We start from the raw sequence: 12,335 nt of genomic DNA, 5'->3' as shown, positions 1-12,335 counted from the left end.
ACGACATGGACCTGTATCCCACCGATGAGCAGCGGGAGCTGGTGACCGCGGCTCGAGCCGTCACCCGTGCCGGCGCCGCGGACGTGTGGACCGCGGCGACCGGTCAGGGCTGGCTGGCACTCGGCCTGCCCGAGGACGCCGGTGGGCTCGGCGGCAGCCTCGCCGACGAGGCCCGGCTGTACGCGGAGATCGGCGCCTCGGCCGTCGCGGGTCCGGTCCTGGCCACGAGCACCGCGGTCCGGGTCGCCGCCTCGGCCGGACGGCTCGACCTCGTCGAACGGCTGGCTGAGGGCAGGGCCGGACACGCGTTCGCGACGACCGGCAGCGTGGTCGCCTTCGACGCACGCGACGCGGACGTGCTGCTGCTCGTCGACGAGGAGAGTGGGTCGCTGCGACTCGTGCCGATGACGGACGCGATGGTCGTCGCCGACCTGACCCCGCTCGACCCGGCCGTCACCGCCGAGCGGGTCGACCTGTCCGGCGGTGAGGTCCTCGCCGAGGTCACCGGTGCCGCCGCCGAGCACGAACTGGTTCGTGCCGCCGTCCTCGTCGCGGCGATGCTCGCCGGCATCACGAACGCGGCCACCGACCTGTCGGTGGCCTACGCGGGGCTGCGTGAACAGTTCGGCAAGCCGATCGGCGCCTTCCAGGCGATCTCGCACCGCTGTGCCGACATGGCGATGCGGGCCCGCGCCGCCACCGCGGTCACCGACTTCGCCGCGGTGAGCGTCGACGAGCACCACCCCGACGCGCGGCGGCGCGTCGCGGCGGCCCGCCGCCACACCGAGACCGCCGCGCTCGAGAACACCCGTGCCACCATCCAGGTCCACGGTGCGACCGGCTTCACCTGGGAGCACGACGCCCACCGCCTGCTCAAGCGGGCCACGTTCCTCGCCGCCGGGTTCCTGCCCCGCACCGCCCAGACCGAGGCGCTCACCGCGTAGCGCTCACCGCTCGGCACCGGGTCAGCGGCCGGTCCACACGGGGGCGCGTTTCTCGGCGAAGGCGCGTACGCCCTCCTTCGCATCGTCCGATGTGGACACCGCGTCGGCGATGTCGCGCTGCAGGGCGAAACCGTCGCCCGATGGCCAGTCCGCGGACTCGATCGCGATCGCCTTCGACGCCTCGACCGACAGGGGCGCGTTCACCGCGATGCGGCGCGCCAGCGTGAAGGCGGAGTCCAGGCTCTGTCCCTCCGGGACGACCTCGTTGAGCAGGCCGAGCGCGGCGGCGCGCTCGGCCGTGATCGGGTCGCCGGTGAGGAGCAGTTCGAGCGCGATGGGGCGGGGGAGCCGGGCGGGAAGGCGAAACATGCCGCCGCCCTTGGCGAGCAGACCGCGCTTCACCTCGGGGAGCCCGAACCGGGCGGTGGCGCCCGCGACGACCAGATCGCAGGCGAGCACGATCTCGAAACCACCGCCGAGCGCCCAGCCCTCGACCGCGGCGATCACCGGCTTGCGGGGTGGTACCTCGACGATGCCGCCGAACCCCCGCCCGTCGGACGCGGCGCGCTCACCGGCGGCGTGGCGTTTGAGGTCCATGCCAGCGCAGAACACGCCACCCCGTCCGGTGAGGACGGCGACCCGCAGCGCGGGATCGCCGTCGAGCCGGGTCAACGCGTCGTCGATCGCCACCGCGACGTCACGGGTCATCGCGTTGCGCTGCGCGGGGCGGTTGACCTCGATCAGCAGGATGTCGTCGTGCCGGGTGACGACCAGCTCGTCGCTCATCGCGGTGCCATCCGGATCGCGCCGTCGAGGCGGACGGTCTCCCCGTTGACGTAGCCGTTGCGCAGCAGCGTGATCGCGAGGTCGGCATAGTCGTCGGCCGCGCCGAGCCGCTTGGGGTGGGGCACGGTGGCGGCGAGACCCTCCCGGATGTCGTCGCGCAACCGGGCCAGCATCGGGGTGTCGAACACGCCGGGGGCGATCGTGTTGACGCGGATGGCCCAACTCGCGAGGTCGCGGGCCGCGACGATCGTCATGGCGTGCACGGCGCCCTTTGCCGCCGCGTAGGAGGTCTGCCCGATCTGGCCTTCGAACGCGGCGGCGGACGCGGTGAGCACGATGGCGCCGCGATCACCGTCCTCGACGGTGTTGCCGCTCATCCGGGACGCGGCCAGCCGCAGCACGTTGTACGTGCCGACCAGGTTGACCTGGAGCACGTCGACGAAGCTCCGCAGCGGCGCGGGATTGCCTTGTTTGTCGACGATGCGCAGCCGGTCACCGCCGCGGCCCGCGCAGTGCACCACCGCGCGGAGGTCACCCAGCTGCTGGGCGGCGTCGAACGGCGCGGCCAGACCGTCCTCGTCGGTGATGTCCGCGGCGACGAACCGCGCGGCCGGGCCGAGCTTCTCGGCGACGCCGGTGCCGTCGGAGCCGGCCAGGTCGGTGACCACCACGTGTGCGCCGCGATCGACGAGCGCGGCGGCCGTCGCCGCGCCGAGACCGGACGCTCCGCCGGTGACGACCGCGGCCGCACCCTGTAGCTCCATGAGTTCCTCCGTAGTTTCTTGGGACGCCTGGGGTCAGGAGCGGTCCGCGGCGAGGGCGCGGCCGATGATCTCCTTCATGATCTCGGTAGTGCCGCCGACGATGGTCTGGACGCGCGCGTCGGCGAACGCTCGGGCGATGGGGTACTCGGTCATGTAGCCGTAGCCGCCGTGCATCTGCAGGCACGCGGAGACGACCCGCTGCTGCAGCTCGGTCGCCCACCACTTCGCCTTCGCCGCGGTGGTGGCGTCGAGCCGGCCGTCGTTGAGGTCGAGGACGAGCTTCTCCAGGTAGGCGCGGGTCACGTCCACCTCGGTCACCAGCTCGGCGAGCCGGAACCGGGTGTGCTGGAAGTCGATGACGCGCTGCCCGAACGCCGAGCGGTCGCGCACGTAGTCCAGCGTCCACCGCAACGCGGCATCCGCACCGCTGAGCCCGCGCCACGCGATCGACAGCCGCTCCAGCGGCAGCTGGTGGGTCAGGTGGTGGAACCCGCGGCCCTCCTCGCCGACCAGGTTGTCCGCCGGCACCTCGACGTCGTCGAAGAACAGCTCGGCGGTGTCCTGCGCGTGCAGGCCGAGCTTGTCCAGCGTGCGGCCGCGGGTGAACCCAGGAGTGCCGGCCGGGACGAGCAGCAGCGAGAGCCGCGGCCTGCCCTCGCGCTCACCGGTGCGTGCCGCGACGAGCACCACGTCGGAGCTGCCCCCGTTGGTGATGAACGTCTTGGACCCGTTGACCACCCAGCCGGCGTCGGTGCGGGTCGCGGTCGTCGAGATCGCGCGCAGGTCGCTGCCCGCTCCCGGTTCCGACATCGCGATCGAGGTCACGACCTCGCCCTCGGCCATACCGGGCAGCCACCGCCGCCGTTGGGCGTCGGAGCCGAGGTTGAGCAGGTAACCGGCGACGATGTCCTCGTTGATGGCCAGGCCCGAGGCGAACGCGGCGGCACCGACCCGGGACAGCTCCTCGGTCAGCACGCAGCGGAACCGGTAGTCCGCCACGCCGGCTCCGCCGTACTCCTCCGGCGTGCGCAGGCCGAGCAGCCCGCGTGCCGCGGCCGCCTTCCAGACTTCCCGACCGATCAGTCCATCGGCGTCCCACCGCCGCAGGTGCGGTTCGACAGCACGGGCGACGAAGGTGCGGGCCAGTTCGCGGAACTCCGCGTGTTCTTGGTTGTAGAACGAAGTGCTCACGGGGATCCTTCGCTTCGGTGTTCGCGGGGAGCGGTGGGGCGCAGGAGCTGTACTAGAGCAAAATTGTACCGTACGCTCAGTACAGAAGGGTCTTGATCGTTTTGTTGTTCGGAGGTGGGAATGGCGAGTCCGCTCGCAGGTGTGCGTGTCGTCGAGCTGTCCGGGCTCGGCCCGGCGCCGTTCGGCTGTCTCCTGCTGGCCGACCTCGGGGCGGAAACGCTCACGATCACCCGGCCTGGCCAGCCCGCCGGCGCGATGACCCGCAACCGGTCACTGCTCGAACTCGACCTGAAGGACCCGGCGAACGTCGACCGCTTCCTGGACATCGCGAGGGCCGCCGACGTCGTGGTGGACAGCTACCGGCCCGGTGTCCTGGAGCGGCTCGGACTGTCGCCAGATCGGTTGCTGGCGCGCAACCCCGGCCTGGTCGTCGCCCGGATGACCGGATGGGGGCAGACCGGTCCGCTGGCAGCCCGCGCCGGGCACGACATCAACTACGTCGCCCTCACCGGCGCCCTGCACGTGGCCCAGCGGGCGGGGGAGAAGCCGACACCACCCGCGAACCTGCTCGGCGACTTCGCCGGAGGCGGGATGTACCTCGTGGTCTCCGTGCTGGCCGCGCTCGCCGACCGCGCCCGCAGCGGCGCGGGCACGGTGCTCGACGTCGCGATCGTCGACGGCACCACGTACCTGACCACGATGCTGCACGAGTACCGCAACCTCGGCAGGTGGTCGGACGAACCGGGAACGAACCGGCTCGACACCGGCGCGCCCTACTACGACACCTACGAGACCGCCGACGGCGGGTACGTCGCGGTCGGCGCGCTGGAGGACAAGTTCTTCCAGCAGTTCGCCGACCTGGTCGGCCTGTCCGCGGCCGACCGCGCCGGCCGTGAGGACCCGGCGAACTGGCCCCGGTTGCGGGAGCGCATCGCGGCGGTCATCCGGACCCGCAGCCGTGCGGAGTGGACGGCCGCCGCGCACGGCGTCGACGCGTGCCTCACGCCGGTGCTCTCCCTCGCCGAGGCGGCCACGGACCCGCAGCTCACGGCGCGCGGCGTTCTCAGTCGGGCGGGCGCGGACAGGTGGGTGCCGAGGATCCCGCTCGGCTTCGTCCCGGACGCACCCGACCCCGCCGAGCTGTTGGCCCGCTGGGGCGTCCCGGCCGACCGGGACGGCGTCGAACCCCTGCCGCCTCCCGTGAGCGCCTGACCCGGTTCAGCCGTCGTCCTCGGGGCGGCGGCGCAGCCCGTCGAGGAACAGCGAGACGTACATCTCGGCGATCGCGGCGGGCTTGAGCGACCCGGACGGCTCGATCCACCGGTAGCTGGTGGTGAACATACCGACGATCGCCCGCCGCTGCATGGGATGTACCGGTCGGAACATTCCGGCCTCCGCACCCTCGTCGAACAGGGTCTGCCAGTACTGCTCGTACTCGTCCCGCAGGTGCCCCACCCGGGTCCGGTGCGGCTCGTCGAGCGACTTCCAGTCCCGCATCGAGGTGATCCAGGCGTTGCGGTTGGTGGACAGCTCGGACAGCAGGTGCACGGCCATCCGCCGCAGCCGGTCCTCGGCCGTGCCGCCGCTCGCGAGGATGCGGCGTGCCTCCCGGTTGGCGCCCTCCAGCAGGTTGACGGCGATGGTCAGCAGCAGCTGCTGCTTGTTCTTGATGTGGTAGTACAGGGCTCCCCGGCCGAGCCCGGTTTCCTCGGAGAGTTCCTGGACCCCGGTCGCCGCGTAGCCGTTCTTCGCGAACAGTTCGGTCGCGATGCGCAGCACGCGCTCGCCGGTGGTCTCTTTCGGCGCCTCTGTTGCCATGGCTCCTCTTGTTCGGTCCTCGGGTCTGGTCAGGCTCGGGCGACGAGCTCGAAGATCGTCGCGTTGGCTGTGCCGCCGCCCTCGCACATCGACTGGAGGCCGTAGCGGATGTCGTTCTGGCGCATATGGTGGATCAGGCGCGTGGCGAGGATGGCGCCGGAGGCGCCCAGCGGGTGCCCGACCGCGATGGCCCCGCCGACGGGGTTGAGGCGTGCCGGGTCCGCCCCGGTCTCGAGCTGCCACGCGAGAGGCACCGGGGCGAACGCCTCGTTGATCTCGAACGCGCCGATGTCGTGGATGCCCAGCCCCGCCGATGCCAGCACCCGTTCCGTCGCCGGGATCGGCCCCGTCAGCATCGTCACCGGGTCGTCGCCGACGACGGCGCCGGAGTGGAAGCGCGCCAGCGGTGTGCGGCCCAGCCGCGCCGCCCGCTCCGGCGTGGTGACCAGGAGGGCGGCAGCGCCGTCGGCGATCTGCGAGGAGTTGCCGGCGTGGATTCGGCCGCCCTCCCGGAAGGACGACGTCAACCCGGCCAGGGTCGCGACGGAGGTGCCGCGGCGCAGGGCCTCGTCGACCTCCAGCCGCGCGTCGCCGAGCGCGACCGGGGCGAGTTGGCCGGTGAACGCGCCGGAGTCGATCGCGGCCGCCGCCCGTTCGTGCGAGACGGCGGCGAACTCGTCGAGCCGAGTTCGGCTCAGGTCCCACTTCTCCGCGATCAGCTCCGCGCCGATGCCCTGGCTGAAGGTGTCGACGCCGTACCGGTCCAGGGTCGTCCTGCCGTAAGGCTCGCCCATCGTGCGGCCCGACCCGATCGGCACCCGGTTCATCGTCTCCACACCACCGGCGACGACGACCTCGGCGCGACCGCACATCACCGCGTGGGCGGCGAACTCGAGGGCCTGCTGGCTCGATCCGCAGGCCCGGTTGATGGTGACGGCGGGGATGGACTCCGGCCACCCCGCGGCGAGGGTGGCGAACCGGCCGACGTTGCTGGACTGGTCGCCGAGCTGGGTGACACAGCCCCAGTACACGTCGTCGACGATGCCCGGCTCGGCCCCGACCCGCCGCAGCAGGTCGTTGAGCACGACCGCGGACAGGTCGACGGCGTGCACGCCGGCCAGTGCCCCCTTCTTGCGGCCGATGGGGGTGCGGACCGCGTCCACGACGACCGCTTCACGCAGGTTCATCGTCTCGTCCTCTCCGGGTCGGGGCGGCGGGTGCCACCGCGGAACCATGCTACCTTCCTATACCGACCGGTACACGAGTCATGGTGAGAAAGTCGCCTCAACCCGCGGAGGACCACATGCGTATCGGGATGCCGTTGTCGTACAGCGGCGGGATCACCGACGTGGCCGCCCGCCTCCGCGACTACGAGGCCGCGGGGGTGGACATCGTGTTCGTGCCGGAGGCCTACTCCTACGACTCGGTGAGTCTGCTCGGGTATCTGGCCGCGGCGACCGACCGGATCGGGCTCGCGACCTCGGTTCTGAACACCTACACCCGCACCCCGTCGCTGCTGGCGATGACGGCGGCGGGGCTCGACCACGTGTCGGGTGGGCGGTTCACGCTGGGCATCGGCGCGTCCGGGCCACAGGTGGTCGAGGGGTTCCACGGCGTGCCGTACCGCGCGCCGCTGGGCCGGGCACGTGAGGTGGCCGGGATCTGCCGGGCGGTGTGGCGCCGTGAGGAGGTGCGCCACGACGGCACGCACTTCCAGGTGCCGCTGAGCGCCGAGCGTGGCGGCAGCGGTCAGGGCAAGGCACTCAAGCTGATCAACACCCCCGTCCGCGAACGGATCCCGATGATGCTCGGTGCCATGGGGGACAAGGCGGTGGCGTTGGCCGCGGAGCTGTTCGAGGCGTGGCAGCCGATGTTCTTCCTGCCCGAGGCGGCGGACGCGGTGTTCGGCGCGGGGCTGGGGAAGGGTCGGGCGTCGCGGGACGCCGCCCTCGGTGAGCTGGACGTCGTGGCACCCAGCTACCTCGCCGTCGTCGACGACGCGGACGAGGAGGCCGCCGCCCTGAGCCAGGTCCGTGAGCACCTGGCGCTCTACGTCGGGGGCATGGGTGCCCGGGGCAAGAACTTCTACACCGACCTCGTCGTCCGGTTCGGCTACGAGGCCGAGGCCCTGCGGGTGCAGGACCTGTACCTCGCCGGGCGGCGGGCGGAAGCGGCCGCCACGGTCCCGGAGCCCCTCGTCCGCGGCCTGGCGCTGGTCGGGTCCCGCGCGGTGGTGGCGGAACGGCTGGCCGCGTTCGCGGCGGCCGGCGCCACCACGCTCAACCTGCGGCTCCTGGCGGCCGGGCACGACCGCCGGCTGCGTGACGTCGAGGTCGTTCGGTCGCTCGTGGGCTGAGGCGCTCGCGGTCCGGATCATCCGCGCCGGATCGGCCGTGTCTTGTGGATCGTCTCGCCCGAGGCGATGAGCGTGCCCCGGTGGTCGCGGATCTCCGCCGCGGCGTGCACGACGGACCGGCCGACGTGCGTCGGCCGTGCGGTCACCACGACCGGGGTGCGGTGGTCCGCGGCGGACAGGAACCGGTACGACGCGTGGATGTGCGGGACGCCGACGCCCGCGGGCTGCTGGGAATGGGCCGCTGTCGCCGTGACGCAGTCCATCAGCGCCGTCAGGTACCCGCCGTGGAGCCGGCCGGCCGAGTTCGCGAACTCGGGCCGGGGAGTCGCCTCGCACACGGTCGCGCCGTCCTCGGCGACGGAGGTGATGCGCAGGCCGAGCAGGGCGACGAACGGCGGCGTGGGCAGCGTGCCGTCGATGATCGCCCGCTGGTACTCCAGGCCGGGACTCATCCCGAAACCGGGTCGTTGCTCGGCCACTAGTTCCCCCGGTAGTTCGGGCGGCGCCGCTCGGTGAACGCGGTGATGCCTTCCCGGAAGTCGAGCGAGCGGGTCGCGATGTCCTCAGCGAGGCTCTCGGTGCGCAACGCGTCGTCGAAGGTCGCCGACGCGTTGACCTCCAGCAGCCACTTGGTCAGCCCGAGCGAGGTCGTCGCGCCCTCGGCCAGCTCCCGGACGAGCGCCTCGGCGGCCTCGTCCAGCTCGGGGTCCGGCACGACCTGACCGACCAGCCCCCACGCCGCCGCCTTCTCGGCGCCGATCTTCCTGCCGAGCAGCAGCATCTCCCGCGCTCGTGCCGGGCCGATCAGCCGGGGCAGCAACCACGTGCTGCCCGAGTCCGGGGTGAAGCCCCGCTGGGTGAACGGCGTGGAGAAGACAGCCGTGTCGCTGGTGACGCAGAAGTCCGCGACCAGCGCGAGCGAACAGCCGAGACCCGCGGCGTGGCCACGGACGGCCGCGACCACCGGTACCTCGATGCGGGCGAGCGCGCCGATCAGCCGGTGTGGCCCGCTGTCGATGCTGCGATGCGCCGACGTCGGCCGCGGTCGCTCGCCGGCGGTGGGCCGTTCGCGCCGGAGGTTCATGCCGGAGCAGAAGTGTTCGCCGTCGGCGGTGATCGCGATGGCGCGCACGGTGTCCTCGCGGCCGAGGTCGGTCAGCAGCGTCGCGACGGCGCGGGTGCTCTCGGAGCTGAGGGCGTTGCGCCGGTCGGGCCGGTTGAGGACGAGGCGGAGCACCTGGCCGTCCAGTCGCACCGACATGCCGTCGAAGTCCACATCGGTCAGGTCCGGCATCTGTCCTCCGTTACGTCGCCGAGAGCGATCAATGTACTGATCGGTTGGTCGTGCGGCAACGTCCACGCGAGGGCGCTCCCAGCGTTTTCCGTGCGCACCATTGCGCTCGTTGGACTGATCGGTACACTGCTGGCCATGGTCGTGCCCGCCCCGCAGCCCGCCCCGACCGTGCTCTACACGGTCGAGGCGGGGATCGCGACGCTCACCCTGAACCGTCCCGACCGGCTCAACGCCTTCGCCGACGGGATGCTCTCCACCTACCTCTCCTGCCTGCGCCGGGCGGACGCCGATCCGCAGGTACGGGTCGTGGTCGTCACCGGAGCGGGCCGGGGGTTCTGCGCGGGTGCCGACTTCACCCGGCTCGAGTCCCTCGACATCGAGGAGTTCCGCCGCCGGGTCGCCGAGGAGCCACGCGACGTCGCGTTCCACCTCGGCAAGCCGGTCATCGCCGCGGTCAACGGCCCCGTCGCCGGGATCGGGCTCGCCCACGCGCTGATGGCCGACGTGCGGTTCACCGTGCCGGACGCGAAGTGGACCACGGCGTTCGCGCGGATCGGACTGGTCGCCGAGTGCGGCATCGGCTGGCTGCTGACCAACCTCGTCGGCACCGGTCGTGCGCTCGACCTGCTGCTGAGCGCGCGGCGGATCTCCGGACGGCAGGCCCACGAATACGGGCTCGCCCAGTTCCTGAGCGAGCCGGCCTCCCTGATGTCCGACGTCCGGGCGTACGCGGCGACCCTGGCGGACAACGACCCCGACTCGCTGCGGGAGATCCGCCAGCAGGTCAGGCTCGATGCGTCCCGGCCGTTCCCCGAGGCGCTCGCCGATGGCTACGAACGGGTCTTCGCGTCACTGGAACGAGGCCGCTTCCGCGACGCGCGAGCACGGGTGCGTGGCGCATGACCCTCGATCCGAGCCTGCGCCGGTCGCTGGCACTGCCGGTGGTCTGCGCACCCATGTTCCTGGTCTCCGGGCCCGACCTCGTCATCGCCGCCTGCCGCAACGGGCTCGTCGGCGGGCTGCCCGGCCAGAACGCGCAGGGCGTCGATGAGCTGGCGGACTGGCTGCGCACCATCCGCGTCGCGCTCGACTCCCACCGGGAACGCCACCCCGGCGCGCCGATCGGCCCCGTCGCGGTGGGCGTGACCCGTGCGATGCGCCCCCGACTCGACGAGTACCTCGACGTCTGCCGGCGCTACGACGTGGACATCGTCATCTCCGCGCAGGGCGATCCCACCGAGCTGGCCAAGCGGGTGCACGACTGGGGCGGGCGGATCTTCCACGACGTCACCTCGATCCGGTTCGCCGAGAAGGCGATCGCCGCCGGGGTCGACGGGCTGATCTGCATCGGGGCGGGCGGCGGCGGCCACTCCGGCACCATCTCCCACCTCACGCTGGTCCCGAAGGTCCGCGCGATGTTCGAGGGCACCGTGGTGCTCGCCGGTGCGGTCTCCACCGGCGCCGCGGTCCGCGCCGCCGAGGTCCTCGGCGCCGACCTCGTCTACGTCGGCACGCGGTTCATCGCCACCCACGAGGCGACGGCACCGACCGAGTACAAGCGGATGCTGGTCGAGGGCCGTGCCACAGACCTGTCATACACCGGCGCGGTCACCACGGTACCGGCCAACTGGTTGCTGCCCTCGCTGCGGCGGGCCGACATCGACCTCACCGCGCTCGCACCGCCGAGCGGGCACGGCGACCACTCCCACCTCCCGACCGACGTCCGGCCGTGGCGGGACCTCTGGTCCGCCGGGCAGGGCATCGAGCTCATCGACGACGTCCCGTCCGTGGACGAGCTGGTGGCACGCATGAGCGCGGAGTACGCGGCGGCCGCCGCCGTTCCGGCGTGGCCGGTCCGCACCCCCGACGAGAACAGGAACGACCGATGAGCACCGAGCAGGCCGGACGGGCCTTTGACGAGGCGACCGACTTCGACATCGACGACGCCGACATCGAACGGGACCGTGCCGCGGCGGGCTCGGTCGCGGCGGTGCGCGACCTCGCACACGTCGGTACCGCCACCCCGGAGGCCATCCGCAACTTCGCGTTCGGCTACGGCGACGACAATCCCCTGTACGTCGACCCGGACCACGGCGCCACGACTCGCTGGGGCGGTCAGGTCGCCCCCCAGATCATGGCCGCCGTCCTCAACACGCCGTTGCGCGGCGACCGCCTGCCGAAGGAGCTGCGCGGTGGCAGCTACCGCGGCATCCACGCCTTCGTCTCCGGCGGTACCTGGGAGTGGTACCGCCCGATCCACGCGGGCGACCGGCTGTACTCCTTCAAGGGCCTGGAGTCGGTGGAGGTCAAGAAGTCCGAGTTCGCGGGGCGGTCGGTGATCCGGGTCAACCGCGAGGTCAAGTTCAACCAGCGTGGCGAGGTCGTGGGCGTGTACCGGACGCTGATCATCCTCACCGCGCGGAAGAAGGCCCGCGAGACCGGGAAGTACAAGGACGTCCCGGAACCCGCCTACACCCCCGAGGACATCGCCGAGCTGGACAAGGTCTTCGCCGCGGAGACCGTGCGTGGCACCGAGACCCGCTGGTTCGAGGACGTCACCGTCGGCGAGTCGTTGGGAACACTGGCAAAGGGCCCGCTCACGACCACCGACATGGTCGTCTTCCACGCGGGCGGCTACGGGTTCGTGCCCTACGGCCTCAGGACGTCGAGGCTCAACTGGCGCAACCGCCAGCGCATCCCCGCCTTCTACGTCGACAACGAGTACGGCGTCCCCGACGTCGCCCAGCGCGTGCACTGGGACTCCGAGTGGGCGAAGGCCATCGGAAACCCTCGTGCCTACGACTACGGCGTGCTGCGCGAGTGCTGGCTGCACCACCGGCTGACCGACTGGATGGGCGACGAGGGCTTCGTCGTCCGCCAGCACGACGAGATCCGCAAGTTCAACTACCAGGGCGACATCCAGTACGTCACCGGCGAGGTGACCGCCAAACGGCGGGAACACGACATGAACCTCGTCGATGTCGAACTGCGCGCGGTCAACCAACGCGGCGAGGAGACCACCCGGGGCGAAGCGACCATCGCCCTGCGCAGCCGCGACCACGGCCGCTCACTGCTGCCAACCCCACCCACCGAGGTGCAGCAGAAGGTGTGGGACATCATGGACCGCCACGCACAACTCGGCAGCGAACACCGCTGACACGTCGACGCGCGGGTCACTGCCG

Annotated in this window: 13 protein-coding genes; 6 read left to right on the top strand and 7 right to left on the bottom strand. The window is 71.9% G+C overall.

What is annotated here, in order from left to right; translation table 11 throughout:
• Positions 1 to 5: 5 nt before the first annotated feature.
• Positions 6 to 944, top strand: a complete 939-nt coding sequence (locus tag JT362_RS03840) for an acyl-CoA dehydrogenase family protein (protein WP_260189597.1) — start codon at positions 6 to 8, stop codon at positions 942 to 944.
• A gap of 21 nt (positions 945 to 965) precedes the next feature.
• Here the strand turns inward: JT362_RS03840 and JT362_RS03835 are convergent, their stop codons facing one another.
• From JT362_RS03835 to JT362_RS03825, 3 genes are read right to left on the bottom strand one after another with little or no spacing between them, the layout of a single operon-like run.
• Positions 966 to 1,730, bottom strand: coding sequence for a crotonase/enoyl-CoA hydratase family protein (locus JT362_RS03835; RefSeq protein WP_260189596.1), 765 nt, complete (start codon positions 1,728 to 1,730; stop codon positions 966 to 968).
• Positions 1,727 to 2,494, bottom strand: coding sequence for an SDR family NAD(P)-dependent oxidoreductase (locus tag JT362_RS03830; protein WP_260189595.1), 768 nt, complete (start codon positions 2,492 to 2,494; stop codon positions 1,727 to 1,729). The genes JT362_RS03835 and JT362_RS03830 overlap by 4 nt, the downstream gene beginning before the upstream one ends.
• A 33-nt stretch (positions 2,495 to 2,527) precedes the next feature.
• Entirely contained in the window at positions 2,528 to 3,685 is a 1,158-nt protein-coding gene (locus tag JT362_RS03825; protein WP_260189594.1) for an acyl-CoA dehydrogenase family protein, read from the bottom strand.
• Between the two features lie 141 nt (positions 3,686 to 3,826).
• Between JT362_RS03825 and JT362_RS03820 the strand changes: the two genes are divergently transcribed.
• Complete coding sequence (locus JT362_RS03820) at positions 3,827 to 4,897, top strand: CaiB/BaiF CoA transferase family protein (protein ID WP_260189593.1); 1,071 nt, start codon at positions 3,827 to 3,829, stop codon at positions 4,895 to 4,897.
• A 6-nt stretch (positions 4,898 to 4,903) separates the two neighbouring features.
• Here the strand turns inward: JT362_RS03820 and JT362_RS03815 are convergent, their stop codons facing one another.
• Together JT362_RS03815 and JT362_RS03810 are read right to left on the bottom strand one after the other, a co-directional pair.
• Complete coding sequence (locus tag JT362_RS03815) at positions 4,904 to 5,503, bottom strand: TetR/AcrR family transcriptional regulator (RefSeq protein WP_260189592.1); 600 nt, start codon at positions 5,501 to 5,503, stop codon at positions 4,904 to 4,906.
• A gap of 29 nt (positions 5,504 to 5,532) precedes the next feature.
• Positions 5,533 to 6,684: a thiolase family protein gene (locus JT362_RS03810; RefSeq protein ID WP_260189686.1), complete on the bottom strand. Its 1,152-nt coding sequence runs from the start codon at positions 6,682 to 6,684 to the stop codon at positions 5,533 to 5,535.
• A 122-nt stretch (positions 6,685 to 6,806) separates the two neighbouring features.
• On the opposite strand from JT362_RS03810, the gene JT362_RS03805 reads away from it, so the two are divergent.
• Positions 6,807 to 7,859 carry an LLM class F420-dependent oxidoreductase gene (locus JT362_RS03805; protein WP_260189591.1) on the top strand — a complete coding sequence of 351 codons (1,053 nt, stop codon included), beginning with the start codon at positions 6,807 to 6,809 and terminating at the stop codon, positions 7,857 to 7,859.
• 17 nt (positions 7,860 to 7,876) lie between these two features.
• Here JT362_RS03805 and JT362_RS03800 read toward each other — a convergent pair whose 3' ends face one another.
• Complete coding sequence (locus JT362_RS03800) at positions 7,877 to 8,311, bottom strand: PaaI family thioesterase (RefSeq protein ID WP_260189590.1); 435 nt, start codon at positions 8,309 to 8,311, stop codon at positions 7,877 to 7,879.
• 26 nt (positions 8,312 to 8,337) lie between these two features.
• Positions 8,338 to 9,153, bottom strand: coding sequence for an enoyl-CoA hydratase/isomerase family protein (locus tag JT362_RS03795; RefSeq protein ID WP_260189589.1), 816 nt, complete (start codon positions 9,151 to 9,153; stop codon positions 8,338 to 8,340).
• A 135-nt stretch (positions 9,154 to 9,288) separates the two neighbouring features.
• Here JT362_RS03795 and JT362_RS03790 point away from each other — a divergent pair, with 135 nt between their 5' ends.
• The 3 genes from JT362_RS03790 to JT362_RS03780 are packed head-to-tail and all read left to right on the top strand — an operon-like array spanning position 9,289 to position 12,310.
• A complete protein-coding gene (locus JT362_RS03790) occupies positions 9,289 to 10,056 on the top strand; it encodes an enoyl-CoA hydratase-related protein (protein ID WP_260189588.1) in 768 nt (255 codons plus the stop codon).
• On the top strand, positions 10,053 to 11,042 hold the full coding sequence (locus JT362_RS03785) for an NAD(P)H-dependent flavin oxidoreductase (protein WP_260189587.1): 990 nt from the start codon (positions 10,053 to 10,055) through the stop codon (positions 11,040 to 11,042). The genes JT362_RS03790 and JT362_RS03785 overlap by 4 nt, the downstream gene beginning before the upstream one ends.
• Complete coding sequence (locus JT362_RS03780) at positions 11,039 to 12,310, top strand: FAS1-like dehydratase domain-containing protein (RefSeq protein ID WP_260189586.1); 1,272 nt, start codon at positions 11,039 to 11,041, stop codon at positions 12,308 to 12,310. The genes JT362_RS03785 and JT362_RS03780 overlap by 4 nt, the downstream gene beginning before the upstream one ends.
• Positions 12,311 to 12,335 lie beyond the last annotated feature (25 nt).

Source organism: Actinophytocola gossypii (assembly GCF_025165815.1).
In the GTDB taxonomy this organism is placed as follows: domain Bacteria; phylum Actinomycetota; class Actinomycetes; order Mycobacteriales; family Pseudonocardiaceae; genus Actinophytocola; species Actinophytocola gossypii.
Note: the sequence above shows the minus strand (reverse complement) of the source record. Positions and strands in the feature narration are given on the sequence as shown.

Bases quoted from the DNA above. Each gene is read 5' to 3' on its own strand.
- JT362_RS03840 (WP_260189597.1), top strand. From the start codon at position 6: ATGGACCTGTATCCCACCGATGAGCAGCGGGAGCTGGTGACCGCGGCT.
- JT362_RS03835 (WP_260189596.1), bottom strand. From the start codon at position 1,730: ATGAGCGACGAGCTGGTCGTCACCCGGCACGACGACATCCTGCTGATC.
- JT362_RS03830 (WP_260189595.1), bottom strand. From the start codon at position 2,494: ATGGAGCTACAGGGTGCGGCCGCGGTCGTCACCGGCGGAGCGTCCGGT.
- JT362_RS03815 (WP_260189592.1), bottom strand. From the start codon at position 5,503: ATGGCAACAGAGGCGCCGAAAGAGACCACCGGCGAGCGCGTGCTGCGC.
- JT362_RS03805 (WP_260189591.1), top strand. From the start codon at position 6,807: ATGCGTATCGGGATGCCGTTGTCGTACAGCGGCGGGATCACCGACGTG.
- JT362_RS03800 (WP_260189590.1), bottom strand. From the start codon at position 8,311: ATGAGTCCCGGCCTGGAGTACCAGCGGGCGATCATCGACGGCACGCTG.
- JT362_RS03795 (WP_260189589.1), bottom strand. From the start codon at position 9,153: ATGCCGGACCTGACCGATGTGGACTTCGACGGCATGTCGGTGCGACTG.
- JT362_RS03790 (WP_260189588.1), top strand. From the start codon at position 9,289: ATGGTCGTGCCCGCCCCGCAGCCCGCCCCGACCGTGCTCTACACGGTC.
- JT362_RS03785 (WP_260189587.1), top strand. From the start codon at position 10,053: ATGACCCTCGATCCGAGCCTGCGCCGGTCGCTGGCACTGCCGGTGGTC.
- JT362_RS03780 (WP_260189586.1), top strand. From the start codon at position 11,039: ATGAGCACCGAGCAGGCCGGACGGGCCTTTGACGAGGCGACCGACTTC.